Here is a 23682-nt window from a genome sequence, read left to right on the forward strand (position 1 = left end):
GCGGAAGCTGGATGCCCCCATGGAAGCCGAACGCTTCGTGAGCCGCGTGGCGCCGCGATTGACGGAAGCGGCGGTCTGCCGGGCGTTGGCGCGGCAGCTGCGGCGCGGCGCCGACGCCCACAGTGACGCCCACAGTGACGCCCACAGTGACGCCCACGGCGACGCGCACGGCGACGTCGTCCTGTCGGCCCGGTCGCTGTGGCGCGAGGCCCGAGCCACAGCGGGCGCTCCGCAGGCCGCCATCGTCATCGCGCCCCTGCCGGGGTCGCCGTCGCAGCAACTGCGCATCGAAGGCGATGAATGGGTCAGCATCACCGGACCCGCCCGCATGGAACGCTCGGTGCGCGTGGGCGATCTGGCGCTGATCGATCAAGCCGAGGGTGTTCGGTCCCGCCTGAGCGCCCATGCGCGCGAGCGCGTGGCGCTCACCGCCATCGACGCGTCGTCATCCGCCGACCTGCAGGCCTTTCCCGCCGCCTGGGTCTGCACGTCCGGTGTCGCAGCCGCATTGCTGGAGCGGCTGGACGACCACGAGATGTCGCAATGGATGGCGCGCCAGGCGTTGACGGAGCAACCGGAGATCGCCCGGCGGATTGCCGCGAGCGGCGTCGACGCCTGGCGTCATGGGCTCGTGGCCGTCAGCGCTGATCGACTCGGCAGGACGGTCGTCCTGGAGAGCCTGAACGCACGCGCCAGCGGCCACGCGGACAACCGATCCCTGACCGCGGCGCGTTCACTCGGCGATGCCGGGACGGGTCCGCGACCTCGTCGGCGGCGTGCTGGGCGGCATCGGCAAGGGGCTGACCGCGGACGAGGCCGTGTCCATCCTCTGGCGCGAGGACGACGTCGAGCCCTCACGGCCCGTTCTCCGGGGCGAGGAGGACGAGTGGCCCTCGCCGGCTCACCGGCACGGGCACCGGTACAACGCAGCCTTCCTCGACGCGCTGGCGCCTGCGTTGCGGGACGGCCGGCTGTCGGCCGTCCAGGCGACCGAACTGCTGGACAGCGGCACGCCGTCCCGGCCCATCGTGACGGGGTCGACCGCGGACATCGCCCACTGGTTCGGTGCGATCTTCAAGCTGTGGCGCGACGAGCGGATCAGCGCCGGACAGGCCCGGTCCTTGATGCTCGGTCTCGATCGCCGCGGATCCTCCGTGTGGCATGCGGCGCTGCGGCATCCCGTGGACACGTCGAATGTCTCCACCGTCCTGTCCCTGGTGCGGGCCTGGGACAGGGCCATCCGTGCGGGCCTCCTGCCGTGCGAGGCGCTGCGCGACGGGCTGCTCTCGCGAGCGCCCGACGGGGAACGAAGCGAACTCGCCCGCGCATCGGCCGCTCGCCATTCGCATTGCCTCTCCGCCGTGTTCAGGGAACTGGGTCGGCTTCAACGCCGAGGCGTCCTGCCGGAAGCCGACCTGCGCCTGATCCTCGACACCACGCTGGATACCGGAGGGATGGCGGAGGACGTGGCGGAGGAGCCTCTGGTCGACCTCATCCCGCACCCGGCACTCATCCGGTCGATTGCGCAACGTCAGTTGGCGACCTTCGAACGATTGATGAACCAGTGCCTCCACGCCCGGGTCATCGATGGCGCGTCGGCCGCACGGTTTCTCCTGGCGCGGCCCGACGGCCAGACCTCGCGATCGGTGCGGGCGGCGGGGTGCGCCGGTGGGGGACACCGACATTCATCGACGGATGCTCGACGACGCCGTGCACCGTGGCGACCTGTCCCCCGCGCAGAGGACCGAGGCCCTGCAGGCGGCCGGACGTCATGCCCTGGCGATCTACCCGCGACACGACTCGCCGCCGACGGCCGCCGGCGCCTGAGCCTTCCACCGAAGCGTCCAGGCCGGGCAGGCGGCGCGGCCCTCGCTCCTCGCCGTCGCATACCGCCACCGCATGCCGCCGCCGCATGCCGCCACCGCATGCTGCCTCCGCACGGCACCTCCACGTGCCACGCGAACCTGGCCCTCACCGGGACGACTGAGGCCTGCCCTGCCTCGAGGACCTGCATGCTCCCCACCAGCACCACCGCGAGCCAGATCGCCGCAGCGATCGACGACACGACGATCCCTGCGCCGCTGGACCTCGCGGGTCCCCCGGGCTCCGGCACCACGCCGCTTGCCGACGAACTCGCCAGCACCAGGCAGGCGCTCCTCGAGTCGATGGCACGCGAGCACCTCGCGCTCTGTCTCATGGTCAAGCGGTTTCCCGACCAGGTGGAGGACGTGGACGAGCATGAGGCGGACTGCGTCGCCCGGCTGGTGGCGTATGCGACCTCCGCGCTGGCCATGCTTCCCGGCAAGCCGCCGTCGTATCCGGCGTCATGGGACTGCTCCGCAGCGCACGACATGCGAGCTGCTCTTTTCCTTCATCGCGCGGCCCCGCAGGTGACGGAGGCCGCTGTCTGCCGGGCCTTGGCGCGCCGTCTGCTGAGCGAGATCGGTGCCGCCGGTCCGGACGGTCTCCCTGCCGACGCGGGCCTGCTGAAAGCGCGAGCGGCCGGGCTGGCACGGAGGCTGGGGGTGCGGATCCCCGAATCCTGCGTCCTTGCGCCGGACGCGGCGACAGGAACGGTCGGCGTGCGCGGCGACGCCACCCTGCTGGGTCAGACCTTGTGGCAAGCGGGACGTCCCGCCGACGGTGCGACGGAGGCCGCGCCGGTCACCATGCGGCTGCCGGGGCCGTCATCACGGCAACTGCGCATCGATGCGCAGGAATGGGTCCCGCATCGTCGGGCCCGATCGGCAGGAGACCTCGGTGCGCGCGGCCGATCTGGCGCTGATCGATCAGGCCGAGGGACGCCGCTCCCGACTGACGACCCGCGAGCGGGAACGGGTGGCGCTCACGGTCATCGAGTCGTCGCCTTCCGCTGAACTGATGGCCTTACCTGCCGCCTGGGTCTGCTCGTCCCGCGTCGCCGCCGCGTTGCTGCAACGGCTGGACGACGACGCGATGTCGCGCTGGATGGCGGACCAGGCCCTGACGCAGCAGCCGGACGTGGCCGCGAGGATCGCCGCCGCCTGCGTCCTGGCCTGGTGTCATGGGCTGGTGGCGGGCAACGTCGACAGCCTGGGCAAGGCGATCGTCTGGAAGAGCCTGACGGAGAAGCCCAGGCAATGGCACGACGAACGATGCCTGACCTGGGCCAGTTGCCTCGGCGATGCCGGGCGGGTCCACGCGATCGCCTCCGGCGTGCTGGGCGGCATCGGCAAGGGGCTGACGGCGGACGAGGCCCTGTCCATCCTCTGGCGCAAGGAGGACGTCCTGCCGCCGCTGGCCAACGGTCACGGGCATCGTTGCGCGGCGGCTTTCCTTGACGCGCTGGCGCCTGCGCTGCAGGACGGCCGGCTGTCGGCCGAGCAGGTGACCCGGCTGCTCGGCGGGGGTACACCGACTCGGGCCGGCCTCGGCCTGGGGCCGGTGTTCATCGACGGCTACTGCGGCGAGGCCAGACAGTTCCTCGCCGCACTCCGGCAATGCCAGGGTCCGGGTGGGCTGAGCGCGGAGCAGCAAGGCAGGATCATCACGGGGACGGTCCATGGCCGGCCGCCGCCTCGCCTGTCCTTCTCGCTACAGACCGTCATGAAGGGGTCGTCCACGGACATCGCGGACTGGTACGCCGAAATCCTCGCCTTGTGGCAGACACAGCGGATGCCCGACCAGGACGCCAGGCGCCTGATGCTCGGTCTCGACCGCGACGGATGGTCCGCGTGGCACGCCGCGTTGCGGCGCGAGCCGCGCGGGTCTGATGCCGCCGTGGTACTCGCCCTGGTGGAGGCCTGGGCCGTCGCCATCCAGGAGAACCTGCTGCCGCGTGGCAGCCTGCGCGACGGATTGCTCTCGCAGTCGCCGCGCACGAGGCAACGCGAACTCGCCCGCGCGGCGGCGAATACCGACACCCGTCGGCTCTCGGAGCTGTTCCGCCGGCTGGGCGAGCTGAATCGCCTGGGCGTCCTGCCAACCGCCGATCTTGTCGAGATCCTCGACGCGACGGTCGACGTCGATGGATTGACGCAGGCCGTCGCGGCGGAATATCCGCACCTGGACACCACGAGGCGCGCCGGCTGGCGCAGGATCGCCGCACAGCGCCAGCTGATGAGCTTCGAACGATTGCTGAACGAGTGCCTCGAGGCCGAGGTCCTCGACAGCGCGTCGGCGGCCCGCCTGCTCCTGGCCCGGCCCGACGGCCGGACCTCGAGATCCGTTCGCGCGGCCGGGATGGCCGGCGGTCACAGCGACAGCCATGTGCGCCTGCTCGACGACGCCGAACGCCGCGGCGACCTCTCCGCCGCGCAGAAGGCCGATGCCGTGAGCGCGGCCGGGCGCCTTGCACTGGCGAACCCGGAACATGGCGCCCCGCCGGTGGCGGAAGGCGGCTGAGGGGCGACTGAAGGGCGGCTGCCCCGTCCCATCGCCGTTTTACCCTGCGGCGCGACCTGTTCCGGCGACTTGGGCATGACAGTTGCCGTTCGATGCGCTAGGGTCGCCGATCCGGAGGCCACCCGGAGACGACCCGGAGCTCAGCATGGATCTCGATACCGTCTCATACGTTTTCCAGAGCCTGGACGGCACGTTCACGATCAAGCCGCGGCTGTCGCGGCGCTGGCGCGTGAAACACGACAGCATGCCGTGGGGGGATTCCTTTGCCTCGGCGGAGGAAGCCGCGAAGGCGCTGTCGGCGCGCTTCGCCGTGCCCGCCGACCTCAACGAGTGGACGGAAGTCGGTGACTTCCACACCGACGTCGGGGGCTTCAACCTCTGAATCCGCCCACCCCTCGGCACCCGTTTGACCAGGTACCGATGGCGCACATCGCGATGCACAGGGAACCCGTCGATCCTGGCGACAACTGAGGCTGTCCCTCGGATCGAAACGTCCAGACATGCCTGTGCATCACGCCTCTCCCGCCTTCTCCACCGCGCTGGTCTGCGCGGCCCCCTCGGCTTCGGCGCCCTCCCCTGTGGCTCAGACCGACTTCGAACGTCTGGCCGAGACGCTCTGCTCCGGCACGCTGACCCGCGATGACTTTCTGGAGGCCCTGCTGGCGCGCTCGCCCAACGGACAATCGTTCCTTGGCATGACAGCCACTCAAGCGGGAGGCCTCGATCGGCTCCTCGAAGGCTTCTCGCTTCTGGGTGACCTGTTTCATCGACAGCTGTTGGGCGAGGCTGACGTGGTACGACTCCTCCAGGCCACGTTGGATCGTCCCGACGAGCAAGGGCAGCGGGCGATGTCGCACGCCCGGTTGGCGGACATGGCGGCTGACCAGTTGGGGGCCTTTGCGAGCCTGCTGAGCGTGTTGGTCCACGACTCAGTCATCAGCCACAAGACGGGCCGCTTGATGCTCTTCGGAGAAGGTCGCGAACAGACGCGCTTCCAGCAGACGAAAGCGCTGGCGGAACGATCGGAGTTCAGCTATCTCCATCTTCGGCTGGCCGGGCTGCCGCGTGAACTCCTGGCCCCCGCTCCTCGGCAAGAAGGCTCGTCGACGCGACGTCCGTGGATGAGTCGGGTGTCAGAGGCCTTTCATGGCCTCGTTCAACGTCGCTCCGACCAGACCCGTCCGCCGCCGATCGCGTGACAGCGTGAGCCTTCGGGCAGCCCGGCCAAGGTGGTGCCGGTGAACGCGCCGAACGCGGGCAGGATCATCAATCCCTCGGATTCGCAGAAACACGGCAGCCGATGATGCTCGTGCGCCCGCCCGCGCAAGGTCATCGCCGGATGCAGATGCCCGGCGAGCACGTAGGCATCGGCCACGCGGCGCGGATGGTGGCAGGCGGCGAACGGTCCCATCGGATGCGGTTCGTCGACGATCTCGAAGCGCAGCGACGGCGGCGGATCGCCCGCGCGACTGTCGTGATTGCCGCGGATCAGCAGGCAGCTCACGTCCGCGTGCCGCTCGCGCCAGTGGTGCGCGGGATCGAGCACCAGCGGCTGCTGCGCCGCGGCCGCATGCAGGAAGTCGCCGAGCACGGCCAGCCGCGCGGCGCCCAGGGCGTCGATCAGTGCGCTCAGGCGGTCGAGGTTGTCGCGCGTCGTCCCGGACGGCACCGGCTGGCCCATCGCGCGGAAGCTCGCGGCCTTGCCGAGGTGCACGTCGGCGACGAACACCGTGCGCGTCGCCGGCCACCACAGCGCGCGCCCGGGCAGCAGGTCGACGCGCTCGTCCGCCAACGTCACCGTGAGCGCGCCCGACCGCGGATCGGCGTCCGTCATCGTCTTCTCCTGCGGCCGGTATCGCGTCGTTTCGCAGGGGCCTCGCCACGCGTCTCCAACGCGAGCGACTCCCGCACCGCCTCGACCGCAAACTGCGGTGAATCCTTCTTCGCGAACACCGCCAGCGCGCGCTCCGCGGGCTCGCGCGCGGTCCCGACCGCATCGCCGCCGGCGCTGCGTTCCAGTTCCGACACCATGCGCGCGATGCGGTCGCCGAGCGGCTCGTTGCTGAGCTTCTCGCGGAAGCGCTCCACCATCAGCGGAAACGCCAGCGGCGTCGGTTGCTTCAGCGCATGGATCTGGAGCGTCTGCCGGCCCATGCGCTCAAGCGCCGCGGCGAGCTGCCGCACATCCAGCTCTTGCGTCAGCAGCTCCCGCTCCGCCTGCGCCAGCAGGCGGTTGCCCGGATCGTGCTGCTGGAACACCTCGAAGAACAGCGTCGCCGAGGCCTGCAGCTGCCGGTTGCTGCGCCGCTCGCCTGGGTGGCTCTGGAAGATCAGGCCGGCGATGCGCGCGATCTCGCGGAAGCGCCGCCGCGCCAGCTCGGTGGCGTTCAGGCTCGCGAGCACCTCGCGCAGCAGCGTGTCGATCGGCGGCAGCGTCAGCAGCGACGGCAGCCGCTGCGCCCAGTCGATGGGCTTGGCGCTGAGCAGCTCGATGCCGTAATCGTTCAGCGCGATGGAGAAGGTGCCGGTCTCGGGCTGCGCCGCGCGCCACGCGATCAGCCCGGCCAGGCCCAGGTGCACCTGCCGGCCGGCGAAGGGATGGAGGAAGAGGTGCCAGCCCTCGCGCGACTTGAGCGTCTCCGCCACCAGCACGTCCGGACCGGGCACGCCGGACCAGCGGCGCTGGATGTCGATCAGCGGCCGCACGCACTGCATCTCGGGCGAGTCGAAGCGGCCGGCGTCGGCCGCGGCCAGTTCGTCCAGCACCGCGTCGGCGAGCGTGCTCGACAGCGGCATGCGGCCGCCGTTCCAGCGCGGCAAGGCGGCGCGGCCCGAGGTGGCGCGCCGCACCAGCGCCGTCATCTGCTCGACGCGCACCAGCTCCAGCAGCCGGCCGCTGAACATGAACGCGTCGCCCGGCTTCAGGCGCGCGATGAAGCTCTCCTCGACGCTGCCCAGCTTGCCGCCGCTCAGGTACTGCACGCTGATCGACGCGTCGCTGACGATGGTGCCGATGTTGACGCGGTGGCGCCGGGCCAGCCGCGCGTCGGGCACGCGCCAGACGCCCGTCTCGTCGGGCACGACGCGGTGGTAGTCCGGATACGCCGTCAGCGACGGCCCGCCCTGGCGGACGAAGTCCAGGCACCACTGCCAGTTCTCCAGGCCGAGGTCTTCGTAGGCGACGGTGCCGCGCACCTCATCGAGCAGTTCCTCCGGCCGGAAGCCGCCGCCCAGCGCCACGGTGACCAGGTGCTGGACCAGCACGTCCAGCGGTTCGCGCGGACTGCGCCGGGCCTCGATCCGGCCGGCGCGGACGGCATCGCGCGCGGCGGCGGCCTCGACCAGTTCCAGGCTGTGCGTCGGCACCAGCGTGATCCGCGACGGCCGTCCCGGTGCGTGGCCGGAGCGCCCCGCGCGCTGCACCAACCGGGCCACGCCCTTGGCCGAGCCGATCTGCAGCACGCGGTCCACCGGCAGGAAGTCCACGCCCAGGTCGAGGCTGGAGGTGCAGACGGCGGCCTTCACGCGGCCTTCCTTGAGGCCGAGCTCGACCCACTCCCGCACCTCGCGGTCCAGCGAGCCGTGGTGCAGCGCCAGCACGCCGGCCCAGTCGGGCCGCGCCTCCAGCAGCGCGCGGTACCAGCGCTCGGCCTGCGAGCGCATGTTGGTGAAGACCAGGCAGCTCGCGCTGGCCTCGATCGCCTCGACCACCTGCGGCAGCATGCGCAGGCCCATGTGGCCGGCCCAGGCAAAGCGCTCGGCGGTCTCCGGCAGCAGGGTGTCGATGACCAGCGTCTTGTCGGTCTCGCCCTGCACCATCACGGCGTCCGTGGCGGCGTCCGCGGTGCCCTGCAGGGTCCGCATCGCTTCGTCGAGATTGCCCAGGGTCGCCGACAGCCCCCAGATCATCAGCGTACTTCGCCGGCCGCTGGCCCTCACCCCTGCCCTCTCCTGCAAGCGGGAGAGGGCGTGCGCGGAACCGTCACCGGACTCGGAAGCGGCGCTTGAATCGCTCCCTCTCCCGCTTGCGGGAGAGGGCGGGGGTGAGGGCCTGCGCTCTCCGCAATGCTCCTGCCTGAAGCGGCGCAGCCGCGCCAGCGCCAGCTGCGTCTGCACGCCGCGCTTGTTGCCCATCAGCTCATGCCACTCGTCGACGACGACGAGGCGCACCTGGCCGAGCTGGTCGCGCGCATCGGCGCGCGACAGCAGCAGCGACAGGCTCTCCGGCGTCGTCACGAGCACGGTCGGCAGACGTCGATCCTGTGCGGCCCGCTGCGCCGACGTCGTGTCGCCGCTGCGCAGCGCGGCGGTCCAGCCGGGACACAGCGCCGCCATCGGCGTTTCGAGCGCCCGCAGCGTGTCGGCGGCCAGCGCGCGCATCGGCGTGATCCAGAGCACCGTCAATGGCGGTGCGATCGACTTGCCGGCGTGCACGCGCGCTTCGGCGCCGACCTCGTCGCGCAAGGCCGCGAGCGCGCCCAGCCACACCGCCAGCGTCTTGCCGCTGCCGGTGCTCGAATGCAGCAGACCGCCGCGGCCGCGCGCGATCTCCTCCCAGACGCGGCGCTGGAACGGAAACGAGGTCCACCCCTTCTCCGCGAGCCACGCGTCGATCGCCGCCACGCCGATCGCTGGTACGCCCATCGCCGGTACGCCCATCGCCGGTACGCCGATCGTTGTCACGCCGATCGCTGGTACGCCGATGGCGTCCCCACTTGGACTCCCTCTCCCGCTTGCGGGAGAGGGTGGGGGTGAGGGCCAGCGTCCGTGCCTGTCCGCCCCGTCGTCGCCGTCGCTCCCGCCGGTCACGCGCCCTCCTCCGGCAGCAGGGCCTGCAACGTCTGCAAGGTGTCGGCCTCTTCGACCGGTTTGTCCTCGCGCCGACGCAGCATGCGCGGGAACCGGACCGCAATGCCGCTCTTGTGGCGGCCGCTGCGCGCGATGCCTTCGAAGCCCAGCTCGAACACCATCGTCGGCGTGACGCTGCGCACCGGGCCGAAGGTCTCGGTCGTCGTCTTGCGGATCACCGCGTCGACATCGCGGATCTCGGCATCCGTGAGCCCCGAATACGCCTTCGCGAACGGCACCAGCTGCCGGGCCGGATCGTCCGGCGGGCCGTTCCAGACGGCGAAGGTGTAGTCGGTGTAGAGGCTGGCCCGCCGCCCATGGCCGCGCTGCGCGTAGATCAGCACCGCGTCGACCGACAGCGGATCGATCTTCCACTTCCACCAGACGCCGACGTCCTTGGTCCGGCCGACGCCGTATCGCGCGTCCCGGCGCTTGAGCATCATCCCCTCGACGCCGAGCGCGCGCGCCTGCTCGCGCTGCCGGGCCAAGTCGTCCCAGTCCGCGCCGGCGATCAGCGGACTGGGCTCGAGCCCCGCCAGCGGGTGCGCGGCGACGAGGCGCTCCAGCCGCGCGCGCCGCTCATGCTGCGGGCGATCACGCAGATCCTCGCCGCCCTCCTCGAGCAGGTCGTAGACGCACAGCGCCACGGGCAGCTCGCCGAGCAGCTTCGCGCTCAAGGTCTTGCGGCCGATGCGCTTCTGCAACTCGGCGAACGGCATCGCGCGGCCGTCGCGCCAGACGAGGATCTCGCCGTCCAGCACGACCCCGTCGGGCAACGCCTCGCCCATCGCGCGCAGCTCGGGAAAGCGGTCGGTGACCAGCTCCTCGCCGCGCGACCAGATCGCCACCTCGCCACCGCGTTTCACCAGTTGTGCACGGATGCCGTCCCACTTCCACTCAATGAGCCACTCCGACGCCGGCCCGATCGCGGCGTCGAACTGCCCGACAGCCAGGTTGAACGGATGCGCGAGGAAGAACGGATACGGCTGCAGCCCGCGACCGACGCCATCGGCGCCTTCGAGGTCCGCGGGCGCGATGAGCGCGGCATAGTCGGCGGCGGTCGGCGTCGCGCCGAGGTGGGTGTAGCCCATCAGCCGCTGCGCGACGAGCTTGGCGTCCAGCCCGCCGACGGCCGCCAGCGCCTGCGTCACCTGCAGCTTCGACACGCCGACGCGGAATGCGCCGGTGATCAGCTTGAGGTGGACGAAGCGCTGCTCGACCGCCAGCGCGGCCCACTGGCTCTGCAGCTGGACGGCGAGCGACTCCGGCGGCTGCCCGCGCAGCGGCAGCAGGTACTCCGTCATCCAGACGGACAGCGGCCGCTCGATCACCTGCGCGGGCTCGGGCAGGAGCAGCGAGATCGTCTCGGCCAGATCGCCGACGGCCTCGTAGCTCTCGTCGAAGAGCCACTCGGGCAGCCCGGCCACCAGGCGCGCCTGCTCGCGCAGCAGCCTGGTCGGCACCAGCTGGCGCGGCTTGCCGCCGGCCAGGAAGTACACGGCCCACGCGGCGTCCTCCGGCGGCGCCAGGCGCAGGTAGGCCTGCAGCGCGGACTGCTTCGAGAGGCTGGACGTCGAGGCGTCCAGGTCGCGGTACAGCGCGGCAAAGGCTCTCATGCGGGCGATGCTAGCGAGCGCCGCGGTCCGACGCTGTAGGACGCGGGCGCGTTCTCAGGTTGACAAGCGCCGGTCCGCCCTCCAACACTGGGCCGGCTCCCACGCGGCACAGGCACTCGGCGACGCATCGCCGAAGCAGTCCGGAGCGGCCCGGGCCCGCCCGGAAGAACTCAACCGGTCCGGGGGGAGATCGTGATGGCGCAACCGCCGCGGAGCAAGAAGTCGCAGGGCTGGCGGGGCGCCGTGGTGGACCGGCCGCGCCTGGCCTGGCTCCTCATCGGCGCCGCGACGGCGGCGGCCGCCTGGACCGCGCAGTTCGGCTACACGGCCTGGGCCGGATACGAGGCGCGGCTGGAGCTGGAGCGGTCCGCGCGCGGGCAGGCCTTCCTGCTGAACCGTGTGACGATCACCGGCCCCGGGTCGGGGGCTCTGCTCATGCTCGGCCGCCTCGGCGACGAGCTCAAGCACGCCGCCCGCCTCGAGCGCGTCGAGCGCCCTCCCGCCGAACCGCTTGCCCGCCGCACGCTCAGCGTCCTGGCCCAGAGCCCGGAAACCGAAGTGGCCTTCGTGGCGAACCGTCGCGGGCTCGTCGTCGAGAGCTGGAGCAATCCGGGGCAGGAATCGCCGCTCGGGCAGGACGTCGGCCTCAGCCCCTACTTCCGGCGCGCGATGACCGGCGAGATCGCGGTGAGCGTCGGCATCAGCGCGTCGAGCGGCCGGCGCGCGTTCTTCACGGCCGCGCCCATCTGGCCGGAGGAAGGCGGCCCCGGATCCGTCGCCGCGGTCAAGCCGCCGGACCGGCCGATCGGGGTCGTCGCCCGGCGCTTCTTCCTGGACGAGGTGGACCGCTTCCTGGCCGACCCGCAGTTCGATCACGGGCGATCGGTCTCGCCCGACGCCCGGTACGCCGGCGGCCTGCTGATCTCCCCCGACGGCGTGGTGCTGGCGGCCAGCGAAGCCGGCTGGCGCCTGGCGGTCGTCGGTCCCTTCGACACGGCACGCGCCGCGGCGCTGACCGCCAGCCGCCAGTACGGCAACGCCTTTCTCGACCCGGCGCGGACGCGCCGCCTGTCCTTCGATCCGGAGCAGCCGACGATCGAGGTCGGCCGTCGCCGCCTGCTGACGGGCCGCGCCGACGTGGACTGGGGCGATCCGCGCGGCCCGTGGCGGCTGGTGCTGCTGAAGGACGAGACCCTGGTCGCCCCGATGGGCGAGCGGCTCGCCGCGGCCGGCGTCATGGCGCTGCTCTGCGGGGCGCTGCTGATCGCGCTGCAGCGCGCGACCGCCCACGGCGTGGCCACGCGCCGCGCGAAGGAGGCCGCCGAAGAGGCCACGCGCGCCAAGTCCGATTTCCTGGCCAACATGAGCCACGAGATCCGCACGCCGATGAACGCCATCCTCGGCATGTCCGAGCTGGCCCTGCGCACCGGGCTTGATCCGCGCCAGCGCAACTACATCGAGAAGGTGCACCGCTCGGCCGAGCACCTGCTCGGCCTGCTCAACGACATCCTGGACTTCAGCCGCATCGAGGCGGGCAAGCTCCAGCTGGAGTCGGTCCCCTTCCGGCTCGACGACGTGCTGAGCCACCTCGTCGACCTGATCGCCCTGCGCATCGAGGACAAGGGCCTGGCCCTGCGGCTGAACGTCGCGCCCGACCTGCCGCCGCGGCTGCTCGGCGATCCGCTGCGGCTCGGGCAGGTGCTCGTCAACCTGGGCAACAACGCGGTCAAGTTCACCGACCAGGGTGAGGTCGTCGTGGCCGTGGAGCGCGCGGACGAGGCGCCGATGTCCCCCGGCGGCACGACGCCGGACCGCGCGGCGTCGGACGGCATGACGCACGATGGCACGAAGCGCGATGGCACGGCGCAAGACGGCACGATCGCGCTGCGCTTCGTCGTCCGCGATTCCGGCATCGGCATGAACCGGGCCACCCTGTCCCGGCTGTTCAGCAGCTTCAGCCAGGCCGACTCCTCGACCACCCGGCGCTACGGCGGCAGCGGCCTGGGACTGGCGATCTGCCGACAGCTGGTGGAGTTGATGGGCGGCCGCATCGAGATCGAATCGGCGACCGGCCTGGGGACGATCGTCCGCTTCACGGCACGGTTCGGCGTCGTCGCGGCCGCGGAGACCGCGCCGGCCACGCCTTCGCCGGGCAGACGCCGCGCCCAGGGCGAGGCGATGCGCCGCCTGGCCGGCGCACGGGTGCTGGTGGTCGAGGACAACGAACTGAACCAGGAACTCGCGGCCGAACTGCTGCGGGATGTCGGCGCGACGGTCACGCTGGCGGACCACGGCGCCCAGGCGCTGGCCTTGCTGGCGATGGCGCCGCAGGGATTCGACGCGGTGCTGATGGACTGCCAGATGCCGGAGCTGGACGGCTACGAGACCACGCGGCGGCTGCGCGCCGATCCGCGCTGGCGGACATTGCCCGTGATCGCCCTGACCGCCCACGCGATGGCCGGCGACAGCGATCGCATCCTGGCCGCGGGCATGAACGCGCACCTGGCCAAGCCGCTGGACATCGAGCTGCTGTATGCGACCCTGGCCCGCTGGGTGGCGGTGTCGCGCGGCAAGACGCCGCCGGTGGCGGACGACGGCGCGCCGGTGGCGGCGCCCCGGTCGCTCGACGATGGCGGCCCTCGCGGCCTTCACGACGCACGAGACATACACGACATACGCGACATACGCGACATACGCGACAAGCGTGGCGCACGCGACGAGCGCGGCACGCCCGACCGACGCGACGACCCGATGCCCGTCGAGGCCGGCGAGGCGGGCCTGTCGTCGCAGGACCTGCGCCTGATGCGCGCCGGCCTGGGCGGCGCGAACCGGCGGATGCCGCTGTACCGGCGGCTGGTTGCCACGTTCCTGCGCACGCGTGCCGACTTCGACGCGCAACTGGCGGCCGCGCACGAAGGCGACGACGCGCGGTCGACTGCGCTGCTGGCGCATGCGCTGCGGGTGCCGCGGGCGCGGTCGGCGCGCACGAGGTGGCGGAGGCGGCGGCTCGGCTGGAGCGCGCCTGCGACGCGGGCCTCCCGACGCAAGAACGGTCGGTGCTGCTGGCGCGGCTGCGGGAACAGCTGGGCGACCTGCTGCCGGCGCTGCGACGCATCCAGGCCTGGTCCAAGGCCCGGTTCGACGTCGGCTCCGAGGATGACGCCGCCCATGACACCGCCCATGACGCTGTCGCCGTCGGCGCCGCGGTCGACGCGGCCAGGCCTGACGCCGCGAAGCTCGACGCCGCGGATCGGGATCGACTCCTGCGCCTGCTCGACGCCGACGACGGCGCCGCCGTCGACCTGGCGGAGCGGATGCGCGGCGCGCTCGATCGTCGGACGGCACTGGACGACGATCAGCGCGCGCAGCGGGCCGCGCTGCTGGACGCGCTCGACGCCGTGCAGCGCTTCGACTTCAGCGACGCCCGCGATCGGCTGCGGAACGGGCGGCGCGCCGGTTGAGCCTCACGGCGGCGGCTCGGACGCCGCGGCGGCGGTCGTGTCGGCATCGCCGCCCGTTTCCTCGTCGCCGTACTCGGTCGCGAAACCCTGCGCCCGCAGGCCCTGCTCGCTGAGCCAGCGCACCATCGTCGCGACGCTGCCGTGCGTGACGAAGACGCGCTCCGCGCCGGTGCCCCGGATCGCCGCCATCAAGCCCGGCCAGTCGGCATGGTCGGACATCACGAAGCCGCGGTCGACGCCGCGCCGCCGCCGCGCGCCGCGCAGCTGCATCCAGCCGCTGGCGAAGGCGTCCGCGAGGTCCGGCCCGAAACGCTTCAGCCACGGCGAACTCGCGGCCGACGGTGGCGCGATCACCAGCGCGCGCGACAGCGCGGCCTTGTCCAGCGCCGGATCGCCGGCATGCCGGGGTGGGCGGCAGGCTGACGCCGGCCGCGCGGTAGACGGCGTTCAGCGGCTCGACGGCGCCGTGCGCCACGATCGGGCCGATGGACGCATCCACGCCGTGCAGCAGCCGCTGCGCCTTGCCCAACGCATAGGCGTAGAGCACCGAGGCGCGGCCCGCCTCGGCGTTGCGGCGCCACCAGGCGTCGATCTCGGCGAACAGCGCCGGCTGCGACGGCCAGCGGTAGATCGGCAGGCCGAAAGTCGATTCAGTGATGAAGGTGTCGCAGCGCACCGGCTCGAAAGGCGCGCAGGTGCCATCGGCCTCGAGCTTGTAGTCGCCCGACGCGACCCAGACACGTCCCCCGTGTTCGAGCCGCACCTGCGCCGACCCCAGCACGTGACCGGCCGGATGCAGCGACACGCGCACCCCGTGATGCACGATCGCCTCGCCGTAATCGAGCGTCTGCAGCGTGATGTCCTCGCCCAGCCGGCGCCGCAGGATCGCGGCGCTGTCGCGATGCGCCAGGTAGTGCGCATGGCCCATGCGGGCGTGGTCGCTGTGGCCGTGCGTGATGACGGCGCGGTCGACCGGCCGCCACGGGTCGATGTAGAAGTCGCCGGGCGGGCAATAAAGCCCCTCGGGCCGCGCGACGACGAGGTCGCCGACCGCCATTCCGCCGGCGTCCATGCCTGCCGTCCCCCGGGCGTTCACGATGTCCATGTCGACCGATGCTAGCCAGGGCGCGACGCCCTCCGTGTAGGACGAGCCCGCGTCCGGCGTCCGGCGCCGGGCGTCCGGCATCCGGCATCCGGCATCCGGTATCGCAATCGCAATCGCAATCGCAATCGCAATCGGCATCCAGCAATTCGATCGAACCGAAGCGCCGGGGGCGCAACAAAGTCAGGTCTACCCTCACCTCGCGACCTTGCCGCCTACGCGGGGCTTGCGCCCCGGGCCACCTCCCCTACACTGACCCGGCGTTCATCCACCATCACCCGGCGCACGTACGCCGGGGGTTCCAGGGAGGAAAGGGATGGGTCGTGTTTCCGACTGGCTGCTGGGACATCGCCGGATCGCGTGGCCGCTGGCCGCCGTGGCGGCGCTCGCGCTCGGTGTCGGCGCGAGCGAGCTGCACCGCCGCTCGCTCGAGCACGACTTCCTGCGCAACCTGGACAACGCCGCCCAGCGCGAGGCGCTGGCGCTGCAAGGCCTGACCCTCACCGGCAAGGGCATGGGCGCGGTCGTGCTCGCCGGCCAGCTCAATCCGGCGCTCAAGACCGTCGCCACCCTCACCGACGTCGACGAGGCCCGCCGCACGCGCCCCGCGGCCGACACGCTGGAAGTGATCGGCAGCAGCGTCGGCGCGCAGCTGGCCTATGTCGTGAACGCGCGCGGCCGCATCATCGCGGGCTGGGACGACGAGGGCTCGCCCCCGATCGGCCTGGACGTCGGCTTCCGCCAGTACTTCCACCAGGCGATGCGCGGCCAGCCCAACGTCTTCGCCGGCATCAGCATCAGCACCGGCCAGCGTGCGTACTGGCTCTCCGCGCCGATCTACCGCCAGCCCGGCCAGGAGGGCGAGATCGTCGGCGTGATCGCCGCCCGCCTCTACGCCGACGCGCTGGACCACTTCCTCGACACCCGCAGCTACGCGGGCGCCCTGCTGGTGTCGCCGTCGGGCGTGGTGCTGGCGGCCAGCCGACCCGGCTGGCGCATGAGCCTGGACGGCCCCGCCACGCCGCAGCGCGCGAAGACCATCACCGCGGCCGGCCAGTTCGGCAAGCTCTTCGAGGATCCCGCCCACTCCCACAGCCTGCCGTTCGCGCTGCGCGGCCCCACGGCCGAGATCGACGGCGTGCGCCATGCCGTCGCCCATGCCGCCGTGGCCTGGAACGATCCGGCCGGCCCCTGGCGCCTGGTGCTGCTGGGCGACCTGGACGCGCTGGAGCCCACCGCGACGCGGCTGGGGATCGCGGCGCTCGTGGCGCTGCTAGCCTTCGGGCTGCTGGCCGCGACCTTGCGCAGCCTGGCGCACGGCGCGTCGCGCGACCGCAAGGACCTCGAGCTGCAGGCGCAGCATCGCCAGCTGCAGGCGCTGCTCGCGGAACGCGAGCGCGCCCAGGACGCGCTGCAGCAGGCCAAGGACGACGCGGAAAGCGCCACCCGCGCCAAGTCCGACTTCCTGGCCAACATGAGCCACGAGATCCGCACGCCGATGAACGCGATCATCGGCATGTCCCACCTGGCGCTGCAGACCGGGCTGGACGCCCGCCAGCGCAACTACATCGAGAAGGTGCACCGCTCGGCGGAGAACCTGCTCGGCGTCATCGACGACATCCTGGACTTCAGCCGCATCGAGGCCGGCAAGCTCAGCCTGGAGTGCGTGCCCTTCCGGATGGAGGAGGTGCTCGACCACCTGGTCAACCTGATCGGTTTCCGCGTCGAGGACAAGGGCCTGGAGCTGCTGCTGAACGTGCCGCCCGACCTGCCCACGGCGCTGATCGGCGACCCGCTGCGCCTGGGCCAGGTGCTGGTGAACCTGGGCAACAACGCCGCCAAGTTCACCGACCACGGCGAGATCATCATCGGCATCGAGGCCGTGCCGCTCACGCCGCTTACGCCGGCCCTGGACGCCGACCCGCCGGGCGCGGCCTGCACGCCCGAGGTCGAGCTCCACTTCCAGGTCCGCGACAGCGGCATCGGCATGACGCCGGAGCAGCAGGCGCGGCTGTTCCGCAGCTTCAGCCAGGCCGACAGCTCCACCACGCGCAAGTACGGCGGCAGCGGCCTGGGCCTGGCGATCTGCAAGCAGCTGGTGGAGATGATGGGCGGCCGGATCTGGCTGGAATCGACGCCGGGCGAGGGTTCGACCTTCCATTTCACGGCCCGCTTCGTGCTGCAGTCCGAGGGCTCGGACCTGCCCGCGCGCCGCGCGCTGATGGCGCATGAGCTGGCGCAGATGCGCACGCTGGTCGTCGACGACAACCGCGCCGCGCGGGAGATCCTGTCCACGCTGGGCGCGGGCTTCGGGCTGGAGGTCTCCACCGCCGCCGACGGCGCCGAGGCGGTGCGCGACGCCGAGCGCGCGCAGGCCGACGGCCGGCCCTACGCGCTGGTGCTGATGGACTGGCAGATGCCGGTGCTCGACGGGATCGAGGCGACGCGCCAGCTCGTCGACGGGCGGCTGCGGGTGCCGCCGGCCGTCGTGCTGGTGACCTCGTTCGGGCGGGACGACTCCTTGACCGCGGCGCTGGCCGCCTCCGGGGCCGTCGCGCCGGCCGGTGCTGCTGACCAAGCCGGTGACCGCGTCGTCGATGCTCGGCGCCATCGGCGAGGCGCTCGGCCACGTCGACCTGCCCTCCCCGGCGGCGCAGCGCCGGCGCGACTCCGCGCGCGAGGCGATGCGGCAGGTCGCCGGCGCCCGGCTGCTGGTGGCGGAGGACAACGAGCTGAACCAGGAACTCGTCACCGCGCTGCTGGAGGACGCCGGGGTCCATATCACCCTGGCCTGCAACGGGCGCGTCGCGCTGGACCTGCTGGAAGCCTCGCCCGACGGCTTCGACGGCGTGCTGATGGACTGCCAGATGCCGGTCCTGGACGGGTACGCTGCCACGCGCGCCCTGCGCGCCTCGCCGCGCTGGGCGGACCTGCCCGTCATCGCGATGACCGCCAACGCGATGAGCGGCGACCGCGAGCGCGTCCTCGAGGCCGGCATGAACGACCACCTCGCCAAGCCCCTCAACGTCGACCATCTGTTCGAGATCCTCGCGCGCTGGGTGCACCCGGCGATGCCGGCGGCGGACGTGCCGATGGACACGCGCTCCGGCGCGGGGCGTCGCGTGGACACGCAGCAGGGGCGCAGCGAGGTGCTGGAGCCCGGCATCCTCGATGCACGCGATGCACGCGGCGGCGGGCCTGCCTCCACCGGCCCGAGGGATGGGGGGAGCGACGGTCAGACCGACTGGCCCCAGGGCGACGCCGGCAAGCCGGACGGCCTGCCGCAGATCGCCGGGCTGGATGTGCAGGCCGGTCTGGCGACGGCCGGCGGCCACCTGCCGCTCTACCGCAAGCTGCTGCGCACCTTCCACGACACGCAGACCGGCTTCGCCGCCGACTTCGCTGAAGCCGCCTCGGCGGGCGACGCGATCACGATGACGCGGCTCGCGCACTCGCTGCGCGGCGCGGCGGGCACGCTCGGCGCCCGACCGCTGGCGGCGGCGGCCGGCGCGCTCGAGCAGGCCTGCGCGCAGCGCGCCCCCGCCGCCGAGCGCGACCCGCTGCTGATCCGCGCGCAGTCGCTGCTGGCGACCTTGATGGTGTCGCTGGGCCGGCACCTCGCGCGCGAGGCGATGACACAGGGAATGACGCAGGCGATGGCGCAAGGGATGACGCAGGGGATGCCGGCGTCGCCGCCCCCGCCCGCTCCGCCCGCCCCAGCGGCCACCTGGCCCGGCGGCGGCGCCTCGCCGGCGCTGGACGACGCCTCGCGCGAGCGCCTGGACGCGCTGCTGGCGCGGCTGACCGCGCTGCTGCGGGACAGCGACTCCGCGGCCACCGACGCGGCGCAGGAACTGACCGAGCTGCTCGACCGCGTGCCGCTGCCGACCGCCCGGGCCCGCCTGCTGCGCCGCGCGGCGGACTCCGCGGCCCGCTTCGACTTCGACGGCGCGCTCGACTGGCTGCACGACGATGAACGCGCAACGTCCTCCGGGAGGCCCGCATGAGCGACCCCTTGTTCCCTGCCGGCACCACGCCTCCCATGACCCCCCTGGACCGCGCCGCCAGTCTTCCCGACCCCACCGACGGCGCCACCGTGCTGGTCGTCGACGACACGCCCGACAACCTCCTGCTGATGAGCGAGCTGCTGCGCGACCGCTATCGCGTGAAGATCGCCAACCATGGCGAGAAGGCCCTGGCCATCGCGCGCGCCGAGCACCGCCCCGACCTGATCCTGCTCGACGTCATGATGCCGGGCCTGGACGGCCACGAGGTCTGCCGGCGCCTGAAGGCCGACCCGGCGACGCGCGACGTGCCGGTGATCTTCCTGACGGCGAAGTCCGACGTCGCCGACGAGACCCGCGGCCTGGCGCTGGGCGCCGTCGACTACATCACCAAGCCGATCAGCCCGCCGATCGTGATGGCGCGGGTGCGCACCCACCTGCAGCTCAAGGCCAGCGCCGATTTCCTGCGCGACAAGGCGGACTACCTCGAGGCCGAGGTGGCCCGCCGCAGCGAGGAACTGGCCGCCATCCAGGACGTCACCATCCTGGCGATGGCCTCGCTGGCCGAGACGCGCGACAGCGACACCGGCAACCACATCCGCCGCACCCAGCACTACGTGCGGGCGCTGGCCGAGGCGCTGCGCGAGCACCCGCGCTGCCGCGAACTGCGCCAGCCCGGCGTCATCGCCACGCTGTTCAAGTCGGCGCCGCTGCACGACATCGGCAAGATCGGCATCCCCGACCGCATCCTGCTCAAGCCGGGCCGGTTCACGCCGGAGGAGTTCGAGGTCATGAAGTCGCACCCGGCGCTCGGGCGCGACGCCATCGAGCAGGCCGAGGCGCAGCTGGGCACGCCGGTGGCCTTCCTGTCGACGGCCAAGGACATCGCCTACTGCCACCAGGAGAAGTGGGACGGCTCGGGCTATCCGCAGGGCCTGAAGGGCGAGACCATCCCGCTGTCCGCGCGGCTGATGGCGCTGGCCGACGTCTACGACGCGCTGATCAGCCGGCGCGTCTACAAGGACGGCATGCCGCACGAGCAGGCGGCGGCGATCATCGCCGAGGGCGCCGGCACGCATTTCGACCCGGACGTCGTCGAGGCCTTCCTGCGCATCCAGCCGGAGTTCCAGTCGATCGCGCGGCGCTTCGCCGACGACGACGCGGCGCTCGCGCGCAAGCGGGCCTGGATGGAGACGGTGAGCCCGCCCGACCTCACGCCGCTGGGCGTCGAGCGGGGGGCGTTGATGCCTCGCCCGGGCGATCGCAGCACGCCGGGCTGGCGCGATCGACCGGTCATCTTCTGGAGCGTCGCCGCCGCCGTCGCGATCGCGGCGGGCTGGGGCCTGAGCACCGCGCAGCGCTGGTACCTGGAGGCGGACCTGCGCCGCGCCTTGCGCTCGGCCACCGACCGCGAGGGCGTCTCGCTGGTCCAGCTCACGCTGTCGGGCAAGGACATGGGCGCCGTCGAACTCAGCGGCCGGGTCGATCCGCTCGTCAAGGGGATGACGCTGGAGACGGACCTCGAGCGGGCGCGGCTGGTGCGGCCCGGCGCGGCGCACCTGCGGGCCATCGCCGACACCCTCGACAGCGAGGGCGTCGTCGTCCTCAACGGCAAGGGCGTCGTGGTGGCCGAATGGGGACCGGACGAGAAGAAGGAGCGCTTCATCGGCCGCGACCTGTCAATCCGCCCCTACGTCCAGCAGGCGCTGAAGGGCCGGCCGTCGATCTCCACCGGGCTGAGTCCCGACCTGCGGCGCCGGTCCCTCATCTTCTGCGCGCCGATCTTCGGGAGCCGGGAGTCCACCAGCGTCGTCATCGGCGCCATGGTCGCGCGCAACTCGTCGGCGGTGCTGGACCGCTTCTTCGAATTCCGGGGCCATGCGGGCGGGCTGCTGATCTCGCCGCAAGGCGTGGTCTTCGCGGCGAGCCGGCCCGACTGGCTCATGGCGCTCGTGGGCCCGCTCAACTCGGAGCGCGCCGCGTCGCTGACGGCGACGCACCGCTTCGCGGACCTCTTCCAGGATCCGGACCGCTCGCGCGCGCTGCCGTTCGATCCCGTCGACGGCGCGGTCGTCGAGGTCGACGGCCGGCGCATGGCCGCCGCGGAGACCCCGATCGAGTGGAACGATCCCGAAGGCCCCTGGCGACTGGTGCTGCTGGAGGACCTCTCCGGCGCGATGGGCGCGCGGTACCCGCTGGGGGTGGCGGCGCTGACGGCGGCGCTGCTGCTGGGGGGCTGCGCGCTGCTGCGGCTGATGGCGGCCCATCGCCGCCTTCGCGCGCGCAACAGCGCCGAGATCGCCGCCCGCGCCGACCAGGTCCGCACCATGTTCCGCATGGCGCCGATCGGCGTCTGCCTGATCGTCAACGACCGGATCGAGTTCCTGAACCCGGTGCTGGCCGAGCAGCTGGGGACGGCGCTGTTCCAGGACTGGCCGCATCGCTACGCGGACGAGGCCAGCCGCGATCTGGTCGACGCGGTGCTGCGCGAGCGGCGCCGCACGCTGGACGTCGAGGTCGGCCTGCTCGACGCCCGGGGGGAGGCGCGCAGCTTCGCGCTCTCGTCGATGCCGTTCGACTACGAGGGCGACAAGGCCGCCGTGGTGCTGTGGCTGGTCGACATCACGCGGCGCCAGGAGGCCACGCGCGAGGCGCGCCGGGCGATGGAGGCGGCCAAGGACGCGGCCCGCGCCAAGTCCAGCTTCCTGGCCGGCATGAGCCACGAGATCCGTTCGCCGATGAACGTGATCGTCGGCATGTCCGACCTGGCGCTGCAGACCGGCCTGGACGCGCGCCAGCGCAACTACCTGGAGAAGGTGAACGGCGCCGCGCTCAGCCTGCTCGACCTGATCGACGACATCCTGGACTTCAACAGCATCGAGTCCGGCCGGATCGCGCTGGAGCGGGTGCCCTTCCAGCTCGACCAGGTGGTGGACCGCCTCATCGACCTGATCGGACTGCGCGCCGAGGACAAGGGCCTGGAGCTGCTGATCCATCGCCCCGCCGACGTGCCCAACGCGCTGATCGGCGATCCGATGCGGCTCGGCCAGGTGCTGATCAACCTGGGCGCCAACGCCGTGAAGTTCACGGACAGCGGCGAGGTCATCGTCGCCGTGGAGCGCGTGCCGGCGGGCACGGCCGGCCAGGGCGCCAGCAACGGCAACGGCAACGGCGGCGATGGGCGGGACGCCGACGTCGGCGACGACGTCGACCTGCGCTTCAGCGTCACGGATTCCGGCATCGGCATGACGGCGGAGACGATCTCGCGGCTGTTCCACAGCTTCAACCAGGCCGACACGTCGACGACGCGCCAGTACGGCGGCAGCGGGCTGGGTCTGGCGGTCAGCCGCCAGCTGGTCGAGATGATGGGCGGACGCATCCAGGTGCGCTCGCGCCCGGGCGAGGGCTCGACCTTCTCCTTCACCGTGCGGCTCGGTCTGCGGCCGGGGAGTCGCACGGTGGCGACGGCCACCTCGGCGGCCTCCGCGGCCATGGCCGACCTGTCGAGGCTGCGCGTCCTGGTGGCCGACGACAACCGCGCCGCGCGGGACATCCTGGGCGCGCTGTGCGCGGGCTTCGGCATGCGCGTGGACACGGCGGTCAACGGCGCGAACGCCGCGCAGTGCGTGCTGGAGGCCGAGGCGGAGAAGCGCCCCTACGACCTAGTGCTGATGGACTGGCAGATGCCCGTCCTGAACGGCCTGGAGGCGACGCGGCTGATCGCGGCCGGACGGCTCGCCTCGCCGCCGGCGATCCTGCTGGTCACCGCCTTCGGCCGCGACGCGACGCTCGCCGCCGCGCTGGTCGATTCGGACCCGCGCCACCGGCCGCAACTGCTGAGCAAGCCGGTCACCGCCTCGGCGCTGCTGTCGGCCATCGGCGAGGCCACCGGGCGGGCGGTGCTCCCCCACCCTCGCCGCCCCGCGCCGCGGCGGCGCGACGCGCGCGGCGATGGCACGGCTGACCGGGACGCGGCTGCTGGTCGTCGAGGACGATCCGGTCAGCCGGGAACTGGGCGCCGAGCTGCTGCGCGCCGCCGGCCTGGACGTGACGCTGGCCCCGGACGGCCCGACCGCGCTCGACCTGCTGGCGCTCGCGGATCCCGGCATCGACGCGGTGCTGATGGATTGCCAGATGCCGGGGATGGACGGCTACGAGACCACGCGCCGCCTGCGCCAGGACCCGCGCTGGCGCGAGCTGCCCGTCCTCGCGCTGACCGCCAGCGCGACGCTGGAGGCGCGCGAACGCATCCTCGCCGCCGGCATGAA

At 72.4% G+C, this 23682-nt stretch carries 8 protein-coding genes and 7 pseudogenes; 11 read left to right on the plus strand and 4 right to left on the minus strand.

The genetic code is table 11. From position 1 onward, the window contains the following. Positions 1-743: 743 nt before the first annotated feature. From ACFJIX_RS27275 to ACFJIX_RS27290, 4 genes are all read left to right on the plus strand, one after another. Positions 744-2876, plus strand: coding sequence for a hypothetical protein (locus tag ACFJIX_RS27275; protein ID WP_377155805.1), 2133 nt, complete (start codon positions 744-746; stop codon positions 2874-2876). Further along, positions 2761-4383 carry a hypothetical protein gene (locus ACFJIX_RS27280; protein ID WP_377155806.1) on the plus strand — a complete coding sequence of 541 codons (1623 nt, stop codon included), beginning with the start codon at positions 2761-2763 and terminating at the stop codon, positions 4381-4383. The genes ACFJIX_RS27275 and ACFJIX_RS27280 overlap by 116 nt, the downstream gene beginning before the upstream one ends. A gap of 145 nt (positions 4384-4528) precedes the next feature. Continuing rightward, a complete protein-coding gene (locus tag ACFJIX_RS27285; protein WP_377155808.1) occupies positions 4529-4765 on the plus strand; it encodes a hypothetical protein in 237 nt (78 codons plus the stop codon). Positions 4766-4961: 196 nt separating this feature from the next. Continuing rightward, positions 4962-5582: a hypothetical protein gene (locus ACFJIX_RS27290; RefSeq protein WP_377155809.1), complete on the plus strand. Its 621-nt coding sequence runs from the start codon at positions 4962-4964 to the stop codon at positions 5580-5582. On the opposite strand, the gene pdeM is transcribed toward ACFJIX_RS27290, so the two are convergent. From pdeM to ACFJIX_RS27305, 3 genes are all read right to left on the minus strand, one after another. After that, positions 5540-6217, minus strand: coding sequence for a ligase-associated DNA damage response endonuclease PdeM (pdeM, locus tag ACFJIX_RS27295; RefSeq protein WP_377155811.1), 678 nt, complete (start codon positions 6215-6217; stop codon positions 5540-5542). The genes ACFJIX_RS27290 and pdeM overlap by 43 nt on opposite strands. Then, positions 6214-9027 (minus strand): DEAD/DEAH box helicase, encoded by a 2814-nt coding sequence (locus ACFJIX_RS27300; protein WP_377162017.1) that lies wholly within the window; start codon positions 9025-9027, stop codon positions 6214-6216. The genes pdeM and ACFJIX_RS27300 overlap by 4 nt, the downstream gene beginning before the upstream one ends. 161 nt (positions 9028-9188) lie before the next feature. After that, positions 9189-10847 (minus strand): ATP-dependent DNA ligase, encoded by a 1659-nt coding sequence (locus ACFJIX_RS27305; protein ID WP_377155812.1) that lies wholly within the window; start codon positions 10845-10847, stop codon positions 9189-9191. 1236 nt (positions 10848-12083) lie between these two features. On the opposite strand from ACFJIX_RS27305, the pseudogene ACFJIX_RS27310 reads away from it, so the two are divergent. Continuing rightward, positions 12084-13376 (plus strand): annotated as a pseudogene (locus ACFJIX_RS27310) (ATP-binding protein); the annotation flags it as partial. Between the two features lie 935 nt (positions 13377-14311). Here ACFJIX_RS27310 and ACFJIX_RS27315 read toward each other — a convergent pair. Beyond that, a pseudogene (locus tag ACFJIX_RS27315) lies at positions 14312-15365 on the minus strand (ligase-associated DNA damage response exonuclease). Positions 15366-16407: 1042 nt separating this feature from the next. On the opposite strand from ACFJIX_RS27315, the pseudogene ACFJIX_RS27320 reads away from it, so the two are divergent. From ACFJIX_RS27320 to ACFJIX_RS27345, 6 genes and pseudogenes are all read left to right on the plus strand, one after another. After that, a pseudogene (locus ACFJIX_RS27320) lies at positions 16408-17940 on the plus strand (ATP-binding protein); the annotation flags it as partial. 154 nt (positions 17941-18094) lie between these two features. Then, positions 18095-18400 (plus strand): annotated as a pseudogene (locus ACFJIX_RS27325) (response regulator); the annotation flags it as partial. A gap of 312 nt (positions 18401-18712) precedes the next feature. After that, positions 18713-19417, plus strand: coding sequence for an Hpt domain-containing protein (locus tag ACFJIX_RS27330; protein ID WP_377162019.1), 705 nt, complete (start codon positions 18713-18715; stop codon positions 19415-19417). Between the two features lie 35 nt (positions 19418-19452). Beyond that, positions 19453-20568: pseudogene (locus ACFJIX_RS27335) on the plus strand (two-component system response regulator); the annotation flags it as partial. 90 nt (positions 20569-20658) lie between these two features. Continuing rightward, positions 20659-23280: pseudogene (locus tag ACFJIX_RS27340) on the plus strand (ATP-binding protein); the annotation flags it as partial. An 85-nt stretch (positions 23281-23365) separates the two neighbouring features. After that, positions 23366-23671 (plus strand): annotated as a pseudogene (locus tag ACFJIX_RS27345) (response regulator); the annotation flags it as partial. Positions 23672-23682 lie beyond the last annotated feature (11 nt).

This window comes from Roseateles sp. UC29_93, assembly GCF_042695725.1.
Lineage (GTDB): Bacteria > Pseudomonadota > Gammaproteobacteria > Burkholderiales > Burkholderiaceae_C > Roseateles > Roseateles noduli_A.

What these genes read in the sequence shown, in the direction of transcription:
- ACFJIX_RS27300 (WP_377162017.1), bottom strand. Translation starts at nt 9,027, where the DNA reads ATGGGCGTACCAGCGATCGGCGTGGCGGCGATCGACGCGTGGCTCGCG.
- pdeM (WP_377155811.1), bottom strand. Translation starts at nt 6,217, where the DNA reads ATGACGGACGCCGATCCGCGGTCGGGCGCGCTCACGGTGACGTTGGCG.
- ACFJIX_RS27285 (WP_377155808.1), top strand. Translation starts at nt 4,529, where the DNA reads ATGGATCTCGATACCGTCTCATACGTTTTCCAGAGCCTGGACGGCACG.
- ACFJIX_RS27305 (WP_377155812.1), bottom strand. Translation starts at nt 10,847, where the DNA reads ATGAGAGCCTTTGCCGCGCTGTACCGCGACCTGGACGCCTCGACGTCC.
- ACFJIX_RS27275 (WP_377155805.1), top strand. Translation starts at nt 744, where the DNA reads ATGCCGGGACGGGTCCGCGACCTCGTCGGCGGCGTGCTGGGCGGCATC.